Genomic DNA, 17,692 nt, shown 5'->3' on the forward strand with positions numbered 1-17,692 from the left:
AAATTCTTTTAAGTAGTTCTGACTTCAATTACTTGTTTGCCCAGGGAGCGTCACCTTCTACGGTCAGGCCCATGGAGCGGGCGGTGCCGGCAACCATGCTCATGGCGCTGTCGAGGGTGAAGGCGTTCAGGTCGGCCATCTTGTCTTCGGCGATTGCCTTTACCTGATCCCAGGTTACCTTGCCTACCTTGTTGCGGTTGGGCTCTTTGGAACCGCTCTGGATCTTGGCGGCATCCTTCAGCTGAACGGCAGCCGGGGGCGTTTTGATAACGAAGTCGAACGACTTGTCGGAATAAACGGTCAGCAGTACGGGGAGTACCTTGCCCTGCTTGTCTTGCGTGCGGGCGTTAAACTGCTTGCAGAATTCCATGATGTTGACACCTTTGGAACCGAGGGCAGGACCGATCGGGGGTGCGGGGTTGGCCTGGCCACCCTTGCACTGGAGCTTTACATAGCCCGTGATTTCTTTAGCCATTTTCTACGTGATTTATTGGTTCAAGCGACTCCGGCATCTCAGCGACACAGAAGTCTCCCAAGTTCATCTTCCAAGCCGCTTCCACCGGGGTTTCGGCGGCTTTTTCTCAGTTTGTCCCTGTTACAGGACGGGAAAGAACTAACTTTTGGGAGCGCAAAGGTAACGATTCACTCGGTGAATTCACTCAGCAAACCGGACTTTTTTTGTTAAGAAGGCCCCCGGGTAGCCCCTCCGCGCCGTTGGCCTTGCGCGTCGGGGACCCTGAACCGCCTGCGGCGGGCGGTGGCTCCGGGCAGGGTGATGGGTGCCGGCTGCGGAATCAGCTCACATACTATATAGCTTTCCTTCCGTATAAATACTAGGTATAAATACTGAAAAAGGGTACAAAAAATTCAGTATTAATACTCTTGTGGTCGTCATTAGATCGTCGTAATCTTGTCCTGTTGTCCCAATCCCGGTTCATTTTCGGGATATTGAAAAATACCAACTGCAACCTTAAACCACCTCCTTTTTCTTTCGCTGTTCCACATGATCGGGCCATGATGCCGGACCTGTTCCGCTATGCCGATATGGAAGGGCGATCACCAACTATCGGATTTTTTCACTCATTATTCACCACAAAAAACGCATGAACATGCAAAACCAATCGTTCCAGGAAGCCATCAAAACAGACAAAGGCCTCCAGCAAGAAGTAGCCCAGGCGATCCAGCAAATTGCTCAAAAACACAACCTCTCCCTCCCGGCCCAGTCGGGCGGCGCCAGTGTAAGCTCCGCCGCGGATTGCGTGAGCACGCTGTGGACAGCCGTTTGCACTGCCTAAAGCACCGAGGAAGGTCCGCAGGGACCTTCCTTTTCTTCGCTCCTCCTTCCTATGCCATGAATGAGTCCCTGCTACCTTTTCCCGCGATCAGCCGGGCCATCAGCGATTATGTAAGGCGCTGCTCCCCTGCCCTTCCCGCCGGTGCCGCGCCTGCCAACCGTACCGACCCTGCGTTAGCCAACCTGTTTCGCTTCGCCCTGAATCACGAATACACCGATCTGCTTTCCAAGCACTATCCGCTGGCCGCGATGTTCGACTCCATGCGTGCGCACCTACGCGGCTCACAAGAGCTGTACCACCAATTCGACTCCCGCTTCGACCTGGCAGCATTCTTCGGGAAATATCCACTCCTGCAACACCTGGCCAAGGAAAAAATCACTGTATCTGTCGCAGCGGCGAAGGAACGCGAAGCACGTCTGCTTTCCGACGCCGCCCTTCTTGAAAAGATATTTAACATCAATGCCGGTGAGCCGCTCCTCGAGGTAACGGTTGCCGGCGACCTCCATAACGGCGGCCGGGCAACCACTGTCCTGCAATTTCACTCGGGCAAAAAAATTGTTTACAAGCCCCGTTCCGGTGCCCTTGATGCCGGCTTTCACCAGTGGATCGCGCAATTCAACCGCAGCGGACGGTTGCCGTCAATTGAATTGCCGGTAGTGGTCGACCGCGGCGCCTATTGCTGGTGTGCCTTTGTTGAGCCGGACGCGTGTAGCTCAGACGCCGAAGTAAGCACGTACTATGAAAAAGCCGGTGCACTTCTCGCTTTTGTTCACTTAAATAAAGGCACAGACCTTCATTTTGAAAATATTATCGCACAGGGTAGCAACCCGGTTCTTATTGACTTGGAAGGCTTGTTTCACTATGCTGACCAGGCACCATTTCGGGTTACCGATACGGGTCTGCTTCCGTACTGCTATTTCCTTCCTGACGGACGTTTGGTAGACATGAGCGGGCTGGGAGCCCAAGGCCGAAAGGAAGCGCCCCACAAAACCTGGAAATGGATAGACGCCGGTACCGACGCGGTGAATCTGGTGCGCAGCAGCGGCTATTACGAAGCACGTTACAATCAGCCCCGCCTACATAGCAACCCGATCGCACCGGCCGACTACCAACTGCAACTAATTTCAGGATTCCGCATCGCAGCAAACTGGCTGCGGGAGCAAAAAGATTGCGGCTCATTGATAAAAGCACTGAGCGCCTGCGAGCACCGTGTCATCCTACGCCCTACCCAATATTATTACGATCTGCTCAACGGTTCACTGATGCCGGCGCAACTGGAGCCCGGTCATCGTCGCAACTGGCTGCGGGCGCGTCTCCTGACATCCGGATTTTACAACCCGGGTGGTGATGAAGCCTTGGAAGAGTCCATCGTAGCGCTCGAACTGGAAGCGCTTGAAAACGGCGACATCCCTTATTTTTCTGCGAACAGCCACAGCACTGGCCTGCGATCCGGAAGCAGCCCGGAGTTGCCCGGCTTTTTTTCACGGCCAGCCATTGACATGTTGCAGGATAGAATGAAAATGCTCCGCGACGAAGACACGGAAGAAGAGATGAGTCTAATTGAAGCATCGCTGGCTCCCATCATAATAAAACAAGCCGCCTTTTCTCCCGCACCCGAATCGACCCTGGCGACGCGTGCAGACATTCAACTTGAACGGCTTTTAACGCAGGTGAGCCAGGCAGCGGTGCTAACCCGTACCGGCCCCGTCTGGCGCCAACCCGTACAGGATGGACTGGCAATCGCCTACCAGCTCGCGCCCCGCAACCTTTATTTGGGAAGCACCGGAATCGCCTTTTTCCTCGAAGTCGCCGGCCGTGGAAAAGGGCTGGGCGCAATCGCAGATCTTGCCCAGGAAAGTCTTGCAGCCGACGCAAGGTTTTTCCAACGGCTATCACGGTCGGCTGACGCATCCTGGAGTTCCGGGGTCGCTGGCCTGATCGATTCACTTTGCCAGGCCGGCCAGGTTCATCACATAGACGAAGCGCTCCGGTTGGCGCATTACTATAGGTTCCGGCTCCGGGACAATAACCGACTGCCCGATATCATAGGCGGCAGTGCCGGCACACTACAAGCCCTGACTACACTGTATGGACTTACCGGTGATAACGAAGTGCTGGACGGATGCCGCCTCATCGCTGCACACCTTGTCGCACAGTCACACTATGATTTGAAAACTAAAACACGGTGGTGGACAGGTATTGGCGGCCAGCGACTCACCGGCATGGCGCATGGAGCCGCGGGAATTGGTCTTGCACTGCTGCGCTTTTGGGAGCTCAGCAGGGATGGCAGATACCTGGACGCATATCTTGACTCGGTGCGTTTCGAGCAACAACACTTTTGTACAAAAACCGGGAATTGGCGTGATCTGCGCAAGCAGTCGGGGGGATTCGCCCACGCCTGGTGCCATGGCGCTGCAGGTATCGGTTCTGCGCGCCTGTCGGCCTACCGCATCCTTCAGACGCCATCCCTGCTGGATGATGCGCGCGCAGCTGCGGCAGCCATCGTCGCTGCTCCCCCGGCGCATTCCGGTTCCTACTGCTGCGGTAGCGCCGGTCGGCTTGGCTTTCTTCTGGACGCAGCCGAGGTGCTGCAATCCAAGATGTTACAAGCCGGCGCTGACCGAGTCCTGAATGAGCTTTTTGGGCAGTACGAGCGATACACCAACTTCAACACTATACCTGGAACAACGTTACCGCTGGACAATCTGAGTCTTTTCAAAGGCCTGAGCGGCATTGGGCTCGTATTGTATAAATACAGGCACGACCGAAACCTCCGCCTGCCCGGAACATAGTCAGCATCAAAAAATCTGGAAATATCAATCACAAAAATCAAAACCATGATCGCAGAACAAACCCTCGCACCCACAACTGAAACGGGCTTTATCAACCTGCCCGACGACCACTACCGTCATCCCGGTGCACCGACCGAATGGTGGTGGCATATCGGTACCCTTGTAACCGCCGAAGGGCGCCGCTTTGGCTTCGAAGTGAACGGTTGCGGAATTGATGTATCGGTAATGAGCGGTACGATGGCGGCCCTGTCCATCACCGACGTGCAGCAACAGCAGCACTACCAGCTGGTCAACTTCACCCAGCCACTGCCCGCCAACTGGGCGGAGGCCGATACGTCGAAGCCCTGGACCGTCAGCATTCCCGGCAAAGGCGGCGGCGACAACGGCCGGATCGCCATGCAATCGGTTGACGGCGATGTGCGGCATATGGCCGTGCAGGCAAGCTTTGTGGACGCGAAGACCGGCAAAGCTTGCAGCGTCTCGCTCGACCTGCAGCAGCAGGGTAAGGAAATGCTGGTTTGGGGCACCGGCCGAAGCCCCATGATCAACCCCGAGGGCAAAACGCCGGTGGAACAATACAACTACTATTACTCCTTTACCAACCTGGCCGCCCGGGGCAACATTACCATCGATGGCGAAGTGTACGCTGTAAAGGGCACTACCTGGATGGATCATGAATACGGTGTGTTTGCCCGCCAGGGCGGCGGGAGCGTTACCTGGATGTTGCAGGACATGCAGTTCGCCGGCGGCTTCTGTCTTTCCAACTACGCGCTGACCGAAGCCGGAGTGGTGCCGCAGGAAGGCGTACCACAACCGGGTATGGCCACCCTCCTGCTCACCGACGGAAGCAGCGCGGCCGTGGCGACGATGACCACGCCGCGCAATCCCTATCCGGTTGACGGCATCACCTATTTCCTCCACTTCGACGTTGAAGTCACCTCCCCCGGCTACGATCACCTTTCCTTCGAGATCGACAGCCTTTGCGCCGACCAGGTTTTTCATGACCCTACCGGAATAAACAACGGCTACGAGGGTAATGGCACGGCGCGGATGTACGTTTCTGTTGACCTTTCACAAAAGATCACGAAGCGCCTGCTTGTTTCCGAAGGCACTTCCTGGATTGAAGAAATGTTCGGAAAAAAATAAGCGCGTTTAGGCATACAAAAAGCCCTCACGTTGGTGAGGGCTTTTTCTTTACCGGTTCCGCCCGTTCTGCGGACCGCTCTGCTGCAGTTGTTGCGGCAGGTCTGCCCCCGTTATCGGTGCACGCTTCTTCCGGCCCCACTTCTTGAAGTCGAGGTAATCGATATACCAGATCACCTTGGCCGAGAAGTTATTGAGCATCGGCGCCTCGAAGGTGCGGCCCAGGTTCTTGCCATAGCGGCTCTGGTAGTCGAGGAACATAAAGTCCTCCACCTGGTTCTTCCACATGATGTTGAGGAAGGAGCCGGGCGCGAACTGAAGTGTATACGTAGCGTTGATATTAAAGAAGTTCACGTTGTTGCTACGCTTCGCCACATCATTATGCTTCGTCGGTGCCAGGCTGCCGTCCGGCTGAAGGTCGAAGAGCTCCTTCACTTCGACATCGCTCCAGTAATGGCGGGCGTTGAAGTTAATGAAGGAACGGTTGGAGAAGCTGTACTTCAGGTTGAGCGTGTTTTCGATCGTGTTGCGGTTGCGGCGCGAGAACAGGATATCCGTGTAATAGGGCTCCGGCTTATTGGTGAGCGGATTGATCGGGAAATAAAAGCTATGATAGCCCGCGTTGTCGATCCAGGGATTGTAAAAGATGTTGTGGTCGATGGTGAACCGGTCGGAGAAGCGGTAGCGCTGGAAGACGGAGAAGTCGAAGCGATGGCCGCCGAACTGCTCATTGAAATCCACGCCGGCATTAACGTTCACCTTGTACTTCTTGGCACTGTTGGTTTCAAACCAGAAGTTCGTCATCAGCTTGCTTTCCGCCAGGAAGAACTGGGGCACCTTCTGCTGGTAATCGCGCGCCTCGTAGTTGTCATGACCATCGGCATTCCAGCCCACGTACATGCCTACATACCAGAGGTTTTTCAGCTGCCCGTTTGCATTTACGTTCACCCAGTACTGCTGGTAGGTTTGCGGGTTGTAGCGCATACTGTAACCCTGGTTGAAGTTTAGGTAAAGTGAGTTGAAATGCCTGGTGGGCTTCACCCATTTGTAACCCACCCACATATAGTGATCGAGATAGTTGTTGTTGTTCATGAAGCCGAGGTCGCGCTTGTTGTACTTGTCGTCGTACAGCTCCTGCCCCAGCTGGAAATTGAAGCGGCCGCCGGTTTTACCAAAGCCCAGCACATGCGCGTAGCCGGTTTCCACCTGGCCCGGGAAAAAGCGGTTGCTTACCGAAACGTTGCCGTTCCAGTTGTAGGTATTCTTCTTGTTGTTGAAGTCGAACAGGAAGGCGCTGACGTTGGCGTCGGTCTCGTTGCCGTCGCGGAGCACGTTGGTGTTGATCAGCGACACCGAGGAGTTGTTCTTCAGCGTCTGGTCGAGCACGAACACGTTGTAGTTGGTGAGCGGCGAGGTCTCTACCTTGATGCGCTCCTTACCGGTTGCGTCGGTAACGGTCGCATAGGTCCGCCGCTCCACGGCATTGAACACCCCGATGCCGAGGCCTTTAGAGGTACGGCCGGAGAACTTGGTGGCGTTGATCAATTTTGCTTGCGCCGGGTTGTCGATCACCTCACCATTCAGGCTTGCGGCGAGATCGTCGGCGCGATCAGTATGGAGGGGGCCGGGGTCAATACCCACACGGCGCGAGTAAAACAGGTTGCCTTTGTTGAACAGTTCGGTGCCTTCGGTAAAGAAGGGTCGGTTTTCCTGGTAGCGTTGCTCAAACGGTGAGATATTGAGTACGAGGTTGTCGGAGCGTACCTGGCCGAAGTCCGGGACCAGCGTCATGTCGAGGGTAAAGGCGTCGGATACGCCCCACTTCACGTCCATACCGCCCGTCACCGAGGTATTCCAGGGTTTCTTGCCCGGGTCGGGTTTTGAATTGTTGGTGGCATACACGCCCAGGTAGGGCGACAGGGAAAGACGCAGCGGCGCCTTGATCTGCTCGATGCCGGTCCAGAGACCTTCCTGGTTTACAAAGCCGTTCACCTGCGGGTCGATCGGGTTCCACATATACTGCTTGCCGCTCTTGCGGCGCTGCCGCGTGATGTTGAGGCCCCAGGTCTGGTTCGGCTTGCTCACGAAACGAAGGGCCGAGTACGGGATCTCCATCTCGAAGGTCCAGCCGCCGTCGGTGATCTTGGCGGCGCTGTTCCATACGGCGCTCCAGGTGGGATCCTCGCCATTGGTGGTCGAGTACTTCGCGTCAAACTGCTCGCCGTGGGGCGTCACATAAAAGCCGAAGGCGTTGATCTTGTCGTTATAGGTATCGAAGATCACCCCTACGAAGTCGTTCACGCCTACCACGTCGCGTCCCACCAGGTCGCGGCTAACCGAGTCACGGGTGCGCTCGTGACAGATGCCGGCAATGTAGATGGAAAAGTTATCGTACAGGATATAGACCTCGGTGCCGGTCGCAGGGTCCTCGGGCTTACCCGCATTGGGGCGCCATTCGAAAAAGTCCTTTGCCGGCACGGCGGTCTTCCATGCGGCTTCGTTGAGTTCGCCGTCGATCTTAAAAGAAGCGGTCGTGCGGGTAGCGGGCAGCCTGCGCTGCTCTTTCTGTGCAGTGGCCAAAAGTGACGTGGCCGTCAGCAGCAAGCAAAATATCTGTTTCAGCATCGGTGTTTGGTTTATGCGCCGGAGGTCATTTACGAAATTAGACGTACTAACTCGTTCGGAGTTACCGCTTGTCACACACTTTTTTCTTTTAGTTTTTGTTAACGATTGGGTAACTGCGCGAAAATCTCAGGGCGGGGCACGCAAGGTGCGTCAATAAAATGGTGCGGCTCCCGGCAAAGCTGATGAGCGGTACGGGCAGCGGTCCTGCCTGCGTAATAAAGGGATGAGCCGTTCGTTACCAATCATTTAGCCAGGTAATCCTGGAAAGTCTGCTGCTGCAGGGCCTGGCCGGCGCGGAGCATGGCGGGTGTGGCGCCGGGGCTTTGCCCGAGGGGGCGCCGCCCGATATTATCGTACAGGATCCAGTTGCTGTCCTGCACGTAGCCAAAGCCATTGTTGAAGGTGAAGAAAGCACGGCCGGGGGGCGCCCAGAGGTCGTTGCCGAAAGGGAAAAGCGGGCGCCCGGCTGCGCGAAGCCCCGGGTTGAAGGTCGCCGCCAGGTCGAGCTGCGACACGGTTTGCGTTACGGTCTGCGGCTGCAGGTGTGCCCCGAGCAGCAGGATCGGGATCCGGAAATTATCGAGCCGGCTGCCGGTCTCCGGTAAAGGATGGCCGTGGTCGGCCACGATGGCGATGATCGTGTTGTCCCACAGGGGCAGTTGCTGGCAGTGGCGTACGAAGCGGTACAAAACGCTGTCGGTATAATGCAGGGAATTCAGGAACAGGTGCACATCGTCCCCGCCCCGGATCGCGGGGGCCGCTGGTGTTTCGAAAGGCTCGTGCGAACTCAGGGTGAGCCAGGTGATGAAAAAAGGCTTGTCCTGCCGCGACAGGTCGGAAAGGATCCGGTCGGCCACTACCCCATCGTGGGCGCCCCACTTCGAGTTCTGGTCCTTTGCGGCGAAATCGCTTTTCTGCACCAGCGGGTCGAAGCCGGCTCCGAGCAGGTAGCTTTTGAGGTTGGCGAACTCGGGCTCGCCGCCCTAATAAAAAGCGGTGTGATAGCCTTGCTGCCGGTATAGCCCGGGCAGCGTCGCCAGCTTGCGTGCTTTATTGGGCAGGCGGATGATCGACGATAGCGGAAGCGCCGGGTAACCGCTCAATACGGCCGGCACGCCCTTGTCGGTCCGGTCGCCCGAGGCAAAGGCGTTTGCAAACCATACCCCCTCGCCTTTCAGGCGGTTGAGCCCCGGCGCTACCGGCACGCCGTCCACCACCCGGTCGATCATTTTGGCGGTGCCGCTTTCCCAGATTACAACAATCAGGTTAGGCTGATCGTATTTCTTGGCCGCCAGGATCTTAGGGCCCTCCTTCGGCAGGCTGTCGACGATTCGTTTCGCCTCGGCTGCCGGCATGTAGTTATACGGGTTCACCTCGGAGCCGGCGTCGCTTTCGCTCACCACACCAAAGAGGAAATTCCAGGGGGCGTTCAGTGCAGCCTGGTTGGCATAATTCGAAGAAGAAAAATAAACCGAGCTCTGGTTGAGCGGTGTCTGCTGCATTCCGCCGCGCATCGGGATGATGAGCGCGCCGGTGGCGACGAGCAAGGTACTAACGGCAACGTACCAGCGCTCCTGTCGCTGCAGCCCGGCCGCGGCGCGGGCCAGGAAGCGTTTGGCCAGCATACAGGCACCGGCATAGAGGATAATGAAGGCAAGCGCATAAGCCCACACCGGCAGGTGGCTCACCGAAGCCCAGGCCTCGCGTGGGTTGGAGAGGTACTTCAGCGGGGTGGCGTCGATACGGAAACCCCAGATCCTGAACATCGGGATATCCGACAGGATGAGCAGCAGCACCGGAAGCAGGAGCAGCAGCGTATACACCTGGTAAACGAGGGCGCGCCGGAAGAAGGGAACAAATACGGAAGCCAGTAGAAATACGGATACGGGCAAGGTGAGGTAAGCCGCCATCGAAGCGTCCATCCGGGCGCCGTACCAGAAGGAGCGCGCCAGCAGGCCGGCACCCGTGCCGCCGGAAGCACCCGCGGTGCCCGCCAGGAAGAGGCCCCGGGCCAGCGCGAAAAAGAGCAGCCAGGAAAGAAAATATTGCAGCAGGAAGCGAAGGCGGGCGGGCATGACGCGAAAGTAAAAAAGCCATCCCGGACGGAATGGCTTTTTTAAAGGAGTTATGATTTCTTAAGAGATTTTCTCCACCTGCATGTAGTTGAGTTCTACCGGTGTGGAGCGGCCGAAGATCTTCACGGTCACCTTCAGCTTCTTCTTCTCGTCGTTCACCTCTTCGATAGTGCCGTTGAAGTCGTTGAAAGGTCCTTCGATGATCTTGATGGTTTCGCCTACGATGAAGGGCTCGCTCATGGAAGCACCGCCGGCCTCGGCCATTTCGTCCATCTTACCCAGCATCTTGTTTACTTCCGACTTGCGCAGGGCGATCGGGTTTTCCTTGCCGAGGAAGTGGATCACGTTGGTGATGCCGGAGATGGTTTCGCGGAGCTCGTCGTGCAGCTTGCCCTCGGCCACTTCAATCATTACGTAGCCGGGATAGTAGTTGCGCTCGCGCATTACTTTCTTGCCGTTCTGCACCTTGTATACCTTCTCCACGGGCAGGAAGACCTGCTTTACCACGTTACCCCATCCGCCGCGCGATACCTCTTTGTCGAGGTATTCCTTCACCTTGCGTTCCTTGCCGGAAACGACGCGCAGCACGTACCACTTGGTATCTTGTTGCGGTTGTTGCGCTTCTTCCGTATTGATCGTCTTGTTCTCTTCCATTGTTCGCGTTGATTATTGGATCCGGCTGAGGGGCCAGCCAGCAACGAAGTCCATAAGGGCTACGAGGCCGGTAATGAGGAGAGAGGCCACCAGCACGATCATCGTGGACTGCTGGAGTTGCTGCCACGTGGGCCAGGTCACCTTCTCGGTCAGCTCGCGGAACGACTCGCTGAAGTAGTTGGATACTTTGTTCATAGAATCTTTTTTAAACGGCGAATGGCCCTGGGGAGCCATTTACCTTGGTTTGCACGGGCGGAGAGATTCGAACTCCCATCAAAGGTTTTGGAGACCTCTATTCTGCCATTGAACTACGCCCGTAGAAAGCTAAGAGCTATTAGCGCGGCGGCTAATAGCTCTTAGCATTATGTTGCGAAGATAAGGATCTTTGCGATTCAAAAAGCTAAAAGCTAGGCTTTCGAGCTTACTTGATGATCTCCGTAACCTGACCGGCACCTACGGTACGGCCACCTTCACGGATAGCGAACTTCAGACCTTTCTCCATGGCGATCGGCTGGATCAGCTTCACGGTGATGGAGGTGTTGTCGCCAGGCATGATCATCTCGGTACCTTCGGGCAGCTGGCACTCACCAGTTACGTCGGTAGTACGGAAATAGAACTGGGGACGGTACTTATTGAAGAACGGCGTGTGACGGCCACCTTCTTCTTTCGACAGAACGTAAACTTCTGCTTTGAAGTCGGTGTGGGGGGTGATCGAACCCGGCTTCACGATAACCATACCGCGACGGATCTGGTTCTTTTCAATACCGCGGAGGAGGAGACCGGCGTTGTCACCAGCTTCACCTTCGTCGAGGAGCTTACGGAACATTTCAACACCTGTGCAAGTCGAAGTCAGGGGGGCGTCGATGAGACCTACGATCTCTACGGGCTCACCAACCTTGATACGACCGCGCTCGATACGACCGGTAGCAACCGTACCACGACCAGTGATCGAGAATACGTCTTCTACGGACATCAGGAAGGGCTGGTCAACCGGGCGGGGAGGCAGGGGGATATAGGTATCCACAGCTTCCATCAGCTCGTTGATCTTAGCGATCCACTTTTCTTCGCCAGCGAGAGCGCCGGTAGCAGAACCCTGGATGATGGGGGTATTGTCGCCGTCGAAACCGTAAGAGCTCAGGAGGTCGCGGATTTCCATCTCAACGAGTTCCAGCAGCTCGGGGTCTTCAACGAGGTCTACTTTGTTCATGAATACAACGATACGGGGAACACCTACCTGACGGGCGAGCAGGATGTGCTCTTTCGTCTGGGGCATCGGACCGTCGGTAGCAGCCACAACCAGGATAGCGCCGTCCATCTGGGCAGCACCGGTGATCATGTTCTTTACGTAGTCGGCGTGACCGGGGCAATCCACGTGTGCATAGTGGCGGGTAGCGGTCTGATATTCTACGTGAGCGGTGTTGATGGTGATACCGCGCTCTTTTTCTTCGGGAGCACCGTCGATATCATCATAGTTCTTCTTCTCCGCCAGACCTTGCTTTGACAAAACGTCGGTGATGGCGGCCGTCAAAGTTGTTTTACCGTGGTCAACGTGACCAATGGTACCAACGTTAACGTGGGGTTTATCCCGCTTAAAATTCTCTTTTGCCATTGTATTTGTTTTTAGTTGTTGGACTACAAATTTATATCTCCCAAAAAGCCTTCGCTATTTTCATAGGAAGGATTCACTTCAGCGCCTGCGCACCAGCCTGTTTCACACCGCTTCGATGTTCCGATGGCCGAAGCCAGCCGGTTTTGGTTGAGCCGTTGATGAGAATTGAACTCACGACCTCTTCCTTACCAAGGAAGTGCTCTACCCCTGAGCTACAACGGCTTGCTCTCTTCCGCCCGGGGGCGTTTTGAGAAAGTTTCCGGGAGCACCTTCACGAGGAAGGCGACTCGGGTGAACGCCATCGCAACAGCTTCGGCGCTCGGTGAGCGGGAGACGAGGCTCGAACTCGCCACCTATAGCTTGGAAGGCTATCGCTCTACCAAATGAGCTACTCCCGCATGAAATCTCGGATCTCGGATCTCTGATGTCTGATTTGCACCAGCATCGGAAAATCTTGGAACCGTCAAAGATCTGCGATCCCAGATTGGAGATCCGAGATCATTGAGTGGGCAGGAGAGGATTCGAACCTCTGAAGTCGAAAGACAGCGGATTTACAGTCCGCCCCATTTGGCCGCTCTGGAACCTGCCCAAATGAAATTTACTAGGAGCCGCTTGTCGGAGTCGAACCAACGACCTGCTGATTACAAATCAGCTGCTCTACCAACTGAGCTAAAGCGGCTTATTTCCCTGGTTCGCCTCATAGCGAGACGCCTGACCGACAAGCCTTAGCAAGCTGCGCGGAGACTCTTGACATTCAGCGAACTAGTTTTAAAGAACTCCCCTTTGTTTTCGGGATGGCAAAGGTAACGGAATTACCCATTCCGCAAAAAAAAGCACAAAAATTCTTTAGGATTTTTTTGATGAGCTGCCGGACCCGCGAAAACAGGGCATAAAAAAGACCTCCCTGTTTGGGGGAGGTCTCTGAAAAGTTTTGAATTAAGCGGCAGCGAGCTTTTCTTTCTTGCGTTTGATCTGGTTCACGAGCGAATCGAAAGCTTCGTCGAAAGAAGCTTCAAAGGATTTGCTGGTGGCCTTCACGAAAAAGTCGGCTCTCGGAACATGCACCCGGATCTCGGCAACCTTGTCTTTGATGGTGTGAACAACGTTGTCCAACTTCAGAAAGACATCCACTTTGATAATCCGATCATGGAACTGCGGCAGCTTCGCGATCTTAGCCCTAACTAGTTCGATCAATTTCCGATCTGCATCAAAGTGCACCGTTTGGATGTGAAGGTTCATAGAATCTGTATTTAGTCGATGAAAGATTATTTGAAAGAGCTGGTGGAGCGCCTCCGGAGGGCTTGCAATGAAGTTAACGCAATACCGCCGGAATTACGAACAGATAAGAAGGAAATTAATTTGCGAATAAGGGAAAGTCCGGTCAGCAGGAAGAGTGGGCCATTGTGCTGGTGTGCTAACGTGCCAATGTACTGAAACGGAGTAGCCGTCAACAAATTGTTAAAGGAATGTCCCGTAACGGCCGGCTCGTTTCTAAGTTCAGATTTCCAACCCCTCCTTTTCAGCACACCAGCACACTACCCCACTAGCAAACTACTCACGCTTTGGGATGGAAGTTCTTGTGGATGTTCTTCAGCTTTTCGATGGTATTGTGCGTGTATACCTGGGTGGCTGCCAGCGAGCTGTGGCCGAGGAGTTCCTTTACGGCATTGAGTTCGGCGCCGGCGCCCGTGAGGTGGGTGGCGAAGGTGTGACGGAGCACGTGCGGGCTGCGCTTTTCGATGGTGCTGCCGCTCAGGGTAAGGTAGTGATGCACAAACTTATACACCGCCCGCGGCTGCAGGGGCTTCCCCCCTTTCCCGCCCACCAGCAGCACCGTGCGGTCGGCGCCTTCGATGCCGGCTTTTTCAGCCACGTACGCTTCGATAGACCGCAATAGCGCGTCGCCGATGGGAATGATCCGTTCCTTGTTGCCTTTGCCCAGCACCTTGAGGCTGTGGCCGGCGGCATTCACGGCGCCTTCCTTCAGCCCCGTAAGCTCTGAAAGGCGCATCCCGGTCTGGTAGAAAAGTTCCAGCGCAAGGCGCTCCGTGCGCCCCTGGAAGCTATCGGGAAACTCCACGTAGTCGAAGAGGGTGCGGATGTCTTTATCGGCCACAAACTGCGGCAGGCGCTTTTCGTTCTTGGGCGCTACTACCTTGGCCATCGGGCTTTGCGCCAGGGTGCCCACCTTGAGGCAATGCTTGAAAAAAGACCGCAGCGCCGAAATCTTCCGGTTGATGGTCTTGGCGGTCATCCCGGCATCCTTCAGGGAAGCCAGCCAGCTGCGGATGAAGCTGTGGGTGATCTCCGGCAGCGGCAGGCTCCCGAACTGCAGTTCGAGATAATCAAAAAAGCCCGTCAGGTCATTCTCGTACGACACCAGGGTGTGCCGCGAGTAGCGCTTCTCGAATTTCAGGTAATCGAGAAAAGGCTGGAGCTGTGGATGGGCGACGGGCATGGCGGTAAGTTACGAATCGGCCCCTTTACGGGCGCCGGTAAGCGGCGAATACCGACAAGCCGAAGGGCAGGCGGGTCAGCGACATCAGGCGGCGCTCGCTGCGGAAGATCCGGAACAGCAGGGAATTGACGAAGCCGCCGGCCTGGTAGCGGTCGAAGTCGCCGGGCTCCACGGCTTTGGCGGGTCGCAGGCGATCGGCAAGGCGGGCGAGCACGATGGGCGGGAAAAGAAGGAAATTAAAATAAGAGCTTAAACGGAGCCGAAGGCCAACGGAGCGCGCGCGGGCGTTGAGCATGGGGGCGGTATAGCGGCGCAGGTGGTTGTTGGCGCGGTCGTGGCTGCTCCAGAGTGCCTGGAAGGCGGGGACCGTCACAAAAAGCATCCCGCCGGCACGCGTCACGCGATGCATTTCCGAAAGGGCTTTCACATCGTCTTCCACGTGCTCGAGTACATCGAATACGCACACGAGGTCGAAAGCGCCGTCGGCATAGGGCAGCTCGGTGACCGAGGCCTGGTCCACGTCAAGGCCCAGGGTATCGCGGCAGTAAATGAAGAGATCGGCATCGTACTCCACCGACTTCACGGCACCGAAGGCTTCGAGCATCGCCGAGGTGGCGCCGCCGCCCGCACCGATATTGAGCACCCGCAGGGGTGTCTTCAGCCCTTCCTTACGCAGGATGCGGGCGATCTGGAACTGCAATAGTTGCAGCCTTGCCCGGAACCACCAGTGGGTGCGCTCGTGGTGGGCATAGCGGGCAACGTAATTTTTTTCCATAAGCGGGTGGAGCAGAAAAAAGAATAGCTGCAAGGCTATCACCTTGCAGCTATGAATATCGGCGCTAATGGAGGAATCAGCTTTCGATCTTACCGCTGGCGAGCTGCTGCTTGTAAACAGCCTTGAGCACCTGTCCGCGACGGCGGATCGACGGCTTGATGAAAGCCTGGCGCTCACGGAGCTGCAACAGGATCTTGGCCTTCTCGAATTTCTTTTTGTACTTCTTAAGGGCCTTGTCGATGTTCTCGCAGTCTTTAGAGTCGATGATTAACATGCGTATATACCTCCTTTAGTGTTTTTGAATTTTCGGATGGCAAAGATAGCAGCAATCTGATGTATCTGCCAAAATAAATTGTAAAAAGACGAAGTTTGCGCCATGTTTACGGGTATTATAGAAGCTTTTGGCACCGTGCGCGAGGTGGCCGGCCAGGGCGCCAATAAGTCTTTCTGGCTGCAATCGCCCCTGGCGGCCGAGCTCAAAGTCGACCAGAGCCTCGCCCACAACGGCGTTTGTCTCACGGTAGAAGAGCTCCGCGGCGACCATTACCGGGTAACGGCCGTTGCCGAAACCCTCGAAAAGACCAACCTCCACGAGTGGGGCCCGGGCACCCTCGTCAACCTGGAGCGCTCCCTCCTCCCCTCCTCGCGCCTCGACGGGCACTTTGTGCAGGGCCACGTGGACAGCACCGGCATCTGCGAGGCCATCGATGACCGCCAGGGCAGCTGGGAACTGCGTTTCTGGTTTCCGAAGGCCTTTGCCCCGCTGGTGATCGAAAAGGGCTCCATCGCCCTCAACGGTGTTTCACTTACCGTTTTTGACGTGCGCAAGAAACACTTTACGGTAGCCATCATTCCTTACACCTACGCCCACACCAACCTCCACACCCTCGGCGAGGGCTCGCTGGTCAACCTGGAGTTCGACCTGATCGGGAAGTACCTGCAGCGCAGCCTGCGCCTTGGAAAAAGCTAAGGGTGCACCTGCCGGAAGCGGCGGTCGCGCCAGCGTAGGATCGGCTGCTCGAAGCCATAAAAAACGACGGTGGCCACCGCCAGCGTGAGGAGCCAGGTCGCCAGGAGCGCCAGGGGCCGGTACCCCGCTCCAAACCGCGACAGCGCATAGGCTGCCAGGTAAAAGAGCAGCGAGTGCCACAGGTAAAGCGAATAGGAGATCCGGCTGATCCAGTTTACGACAGAACCGACCGGAGCCGGCGCGCCGCGGCGCCGGTCGCTGGCGAGTGGCAGCAGCAGCGCCAGGAAGCCGCTGGCGCCCGTGAAAAAAAGTGCCAGCAGCGGTGAGCGGGCCGGCTCACCGAGGTGCGCCAGCTCCGTCCGGAACAGCAGGGTGAGCACCAGCACCCCGGATAAACCAGCCAGGAAACAAGCCACCGGCAGCCGCCGCCAGGCGGCGGCAAAGCGAAGCGAGCAATAAGCGGCAAGTACCCCGGTAGCGATCGCATCGAACCGAAAAACGGCGATGCGCCGCAGGCCGGTCTCCCAGGGAATTGCAGGATGCTGTTGCAGGTAGATAAACCGGAGCAGCAAGGAGCCGGCGGTGAGCAGCCCCAGAATCGCCAGGTGCCGGTTTCTCCCGCCCAGCCGCGCCGCCAGGAGCAAGAGCAGCGGCAGCAGCAGGTAACTCCATTCTTCCACCGTAAGGCTCCAGGTTACGATAAAAAATTCAGGTATCGGGGTCACCAGGTTTTGCAGGAAGAGAAAATAGGTCCAGTGCGCCGCCGGCGAAAACCCGGCCTGCACCCGGTTATAAAAAAGCAGGTATACGATCAGCGCGAGGTAATAATTCGGCAAGGTGCGCAGCCAGCGGCGCATCCAGAAAACACGCAGTGATGCCGCCGACACGTCCTCCTCAAAAAGCCGCAGGAGGATCCGGCCGATGAGGAAGCCACTCAGCACAAAAAACAACTCGACGCCCCAGAACGCCGTTGCACCAAAGAACCATTGCTGCCCGTGGTAGCTGCCGGGCCAGAAAAAATGCGAGTGGGCCACGAGTACCAGCAGGATGGCAAGCGCGCGCATCAGGTCGAGCCCGAAAACCGGGCTGCTGCCGGCAACGGGCGCCGTGCGGGGGGCGGGTGCTTCGATCGGTTGGAGCTTCATCGGGGCTTCAAACTTAACGGAATCCGCAGCACCGCGCCGGGTGCCGCCGGAAATGATGCGGGCCAAGTTCACCGCAACCCATAAATTTACGGCCACCGGCAGGGAGGGCTCGGCTCATTAACCCAGGGCGGGAAAACGAAATTTACGACTC

The 17,692-nt window shown here is 56.5% G+C and carries 14 protein-coding genes, 5 tRNA genes and 1 pseudogene; 4 read left to right on the forward strand and 16 right to left on the reverse strand.

The window, feature by feature from the left end; translation table 11 throughout:
- Window positions 1-28 precede the first annotated feature (28 nt).
- Complete coding sequence (gene rplK, locus EPD60_RS05310; RefSeq protein ID WP_131447599.1) at window positions 29-475, reverse strand: 50S ribosomal protein L11; 447 nt, start codon at window positions 473-475, stop codon at window positions 29-31.
- A gap of 634 nt (window positions 476-1,109) precedes the next feature.
- Here rplK and EPD60_RS16850 point away from each other — a divergent pair.
- From EPD60_RS16850 to EPD60_RS05320, 3 genes are read left to right on the forward strand one after another with little or no spacing between them, the layout of a single operon-like run.
- The gene (locus EPD60_RS16850) at window positions 1,110-1,295 is read left to right on the forward strand and encodes a hypothetical protein (protein WP_165871418.1); all 186 of its coding nucleotides are present in this window, start codon (window positions 1,110-1,112) and stop codon (window positions 1,293-1,295) included.
- Window positions 1,296-1,351: 56 nt separating this feature from the next.
- Window positions 1,352-4,087 (forward strand): type 2 lanthipeptide synthetase LanM, encoded by a 2,736-nt coding sequence (gene lanM / locus EPD60_RS05315; RefSeq protein WP_165871419.1) that lies wholly within the window; start codon window positions 1,352-1,354, stop codon window positions 4,085-4,087.
- Between the two features lie 45 nt (window positions 4,088-4,132).
- Window positions 4,133-5,233, forward strand: a complete 1,101-nt coding sequence (locus tag EPD60_RS05320; RefSeq protein ID WP_131447603.1) for a lipocalin-like domain-containing protein — start codon at window positions 4,133-4,135, stop codon at window positions 5,231-5,233.
- A gap of 48 nt (window positions 5,234-5,281) precedes the next feature.
- On the opposite strand, the gene EPD60_RS05325 is transcribed toward EPD60_RS05320, so the two are convergent.
- The 14 genes and pseudogenes from EPD60_RS05325 to rpsU form a co-directional block, all read right to left on the reverse strand.
- Window positions 5,282-7,855: a DUF5916 domain-containing protein gene (locus tag EPD60_RS05325; protein ID WP_131447605.1), complete on the reverse strand. Its 2,574-nt coding sequence runs from the start codon at window positions 7,853-7,855 to the stop codon at window positions 5,282-5,284.
- A 242-nt stretch (window positions 7,856-8,097) separates the two neighbouring features.
- A pseudogene (locus tag EPD60_RS17335) lies at window positions 8,098-9,930 on the reverse strand (LTA synthase family protein).
- Between the two features lie 60 nt (window positions 9,931-9,990).
- Window positions 9,991-10,584 (reverse strand): transcription termination/antitermination protein NusG, encoded by a 594-nt coding sequence (gene nusG / locus EPD60_RS05340; RefSeq protein WP_131447611.1) that lies wholly within the window; start codon window positions 10,582-10,584, stop codon window positions 9,991-9,993.
- Window positions 10,585-10,596: 12 nt separating this feature from the next.
- A complete protein-coding gene (gene secE / locus EPD60_RS05345; protein WP_131447613.1) occupies window positions 10,597-10,779 on the reverse strand; it encodes a preprotein translocase subunit SecE in 183 nt (60 codons plus the stop codon).
- Between the two features lie 52 nt (window positions 10,780-10,831).
- A tRNA-Trp gene (locus EPD60_RS05350) sits at window positions 10,832-10,902 on the reverse strand.
- 103 nt (window positions 10,903-11,005) lie between these two features.
- On the reverse strand, window positions 11,006-12,193 hold the full coding sequence (gene tuf, locus EPD60_RS05355; protein WP_131447615.1) for an elongation factor Tu: 1,188 nt from the start codon (window positions 12,191-12,193) through the stop codon (window positions 11,006-11,008).
- A 150-nt stretch (window positions 12,194-12,343) separates the two neighbouring features.
- Window positions 12,344-12,415 (reverse strand) — tRNA-Thr (locus EPD60_RS05360).
- Between the two features lie 103 nt (window positions 12,416-12,518).
- Window positions 12,519-12,591: transfer RNA gene (locus EPD60_RS05365), tRNA-Gly, on the reverse strand.
- A gap of 108 nt (window positions 12,592-12,699) precedes the next feature.
- A tRNA-Tyr gene (locus EPD60_RS05370) sits at window positions 12,700-12,782 on the reverse strand.
- A 17-nt stretch (window positions 12,783-12,799) separates the two neighbouring features.
- Window positions 12,800-12,872, reverse strand: a tRNA-Thr gene (locus tag EPD60_RS05375).
- A gap of 257 nt (window positions 12,873-13,129) precedes the next feature.
- Entirely contained in the window at window positions 13,130-13,432 is a 303-nt protein-coding gene (gene hpf, locus EPD60_RS05380) for a ribosome hibernation-promoting factor, HPF/YfiA family (protein ID WP_131447617.1), read from the reverse strand.
- Window positions 13,433-13,748: 316 nt separating this feature from the next.
- On the reverse strand, window positions 13,749-14,651 hold the full coding sequence (locus EPD60_RS05385) for a tyrosine-type recombinase/integrase (RefSeq protein WP_131447619.1): 903 nt from the start codon (window positions 14,649-14,651) through the stop codon (window positions 13,749-13,751).
- Window positions 14,652-14,676: 25 nt separating this feature from the next.
- On the reverse strand, window positions 14,677-15,426 hold the full coding sequence (locus EPD60_RS05390) for a class I SAM-dependent methyltransferase (RefSeq protein WP_131447621.1): 750 nt from the start codon (window positions 15,424-15,426) through the stop codon (window positions 14,677-14,679).
- Between the two features lie 76 nt (window positions 15,427-15,502).
- On the reverse strand, window positions 15,503-15,700 hold the full coding sequence (rpsU, locus tag EPD60_RS05395; protein ID WP_131447623.1) for a 30S ribosomal protein S21: 198 nt from the start codon (window positions 15,698-15,700) through the stop codon (window positions 15,503-15,505).
- A 102-nt stretch (window positions 15,701-15,802) separates the two neighbouring features.
- Here rpsU and EPD60_RS05400 point away from each other — a divergent pair, with 102 nt between their 5' ends.
- Complete coding sequence (locus tag EPD60_RS05400) at window positions 15,803-16,396, forward strand: riboflavin synthase (protein ID WP_131447625.1); 594 nt, start codon at window positions 15,803-15,805, stop codon at window positions 16,394-16,396.
- Here the strand turns inward: EPD60_RS05400 and EPD60_RS05405 are convergent.
- Entirely contained in the window at window positions 16,393-17,541 is a 1,149-nt protein-coding gene (locus tag EPD60_RS05405; protein WP_131447627.1) for an acyltransferase family protein, read from the reverse strand. The genes EPD60_RS05400 and EPD60_RS05405 overlap by 4 nt on opposite strands.
- Window positions 17,542-17,692 lie beyond the last annotated feature (151 nt).

The sequence above is a fragment of the Flaviaestuariibacter flavus genome, assembly GCF_004337505.1.
GTDB lineage: Bacteria > Bacteroidota > Bacteroidia > Chitinophagales > Chitinophagaceae > Flavisolibacter > Flavisolibacter flavus.

What these genes read in the sequence shown, in the direction of transcription:
- EPD60_RS05325 (WP_131447605.1), bottom strand. Translation starts at nt 7,855, where the DNA reads ATGCTGAAACAGATATTTTGCTTGCTGCTGACGGCCACGTCACTTTTG.
- EPD60_RS05320 (WP_131447603.1), top strand. Translation starts at nt 4,133, where the DNA reads ATGATCGCAGAACAAACCCTCGCACCCACAACTGAAACGGGCTTTATC.
- EPD60_RS16850 (WP_165871418.1), top strand. Translation starts at nt 1,110, where the DNA reads ATGCAAAACCAATCGTTCCAGGAAGCCATCAAAACAGACAAAGGCCTC.
- EPD60_RS05400 (WP_131447625.1), top strand. Translation starts at nt 15,803, where the DNA reads ATGTTTACGGGTATTATAGAAGCTTTTGGCACCGTGCGCGAGGTGGCC.
- lanM (WP_165871419.1), top strand. Translation starts at nt 1,352, where the DNA reads ATGAATGAGTCCCTGCTACCTTTTCCCGCGATCAGCCGGGCCATCAGC.
- nusG (WP_131447611.1), bottom strand. Translation starts at nt 10,584, where the DNA reads ATGGAAGAGAACAAGACGATCAATACGGAAGAAGCGCAACAACCGCAA.
- rplK (WP_131447599.1), bottom strand. Translation starts at nt 475, where the DNA reads ATGGCTAAAGAAATCACGGGCTATGTAAAGCTCCAGTGCAAGGGTGGC.
- EPD60_RS05405 (WP_131447627.1), bottom strand. Translation starts at nt 17,541, where the DNA reads ATGAAGCTCCAACCGATCGAAGCACCCGCCCCCCGCACGGCGCCCGTT.
- tuf (WP_131447615.1), bottom strand. Translation starts at nt 12,193, where the DNA reads ATGGCAAAAGAGAATTTTAAGCGGGATAAACCCCACGTTAACGTTGGT.
- rpsU (WP_131447623.1), bottom strand. Translation starts at nt 15,700, where the DNA reads ATGTTAATCATCGACTCTAAAGACTGCGAGAACATCGACAAGGCCCTT.
- secE (WP_131447613.1), bottom strand. Translation starts at nt 10,779, where the DNA reads ATGAACAAAGTATCCAACTACTTCAGCGAGTCGTTCCGCGAGCTGACC.
- EPD60_RS05385 (WP_131447619.1), bottom strand. Translation starts at nt 14,651, where the DNA reads ATGCCCGTCGCCCATCCACAGCTCCAGCCTTTTCTCGATTACCTGAAA.
- hpf (WP_131447617.1), bottom strand. Translation starts at nt 13,432, where the DNA reads ATGAACCTTCACATCCAAACGGTGCACTTTGATGCAGATCGGAAATTG.
- EPD60_RS05390 (WP_131447621.1), bottom strand. Translation starts at nt 15,426, where the DNA reads ATGGAAAAAAATTACGTTGCCCGCTATGCCCACCACGAGCGCACCCAC.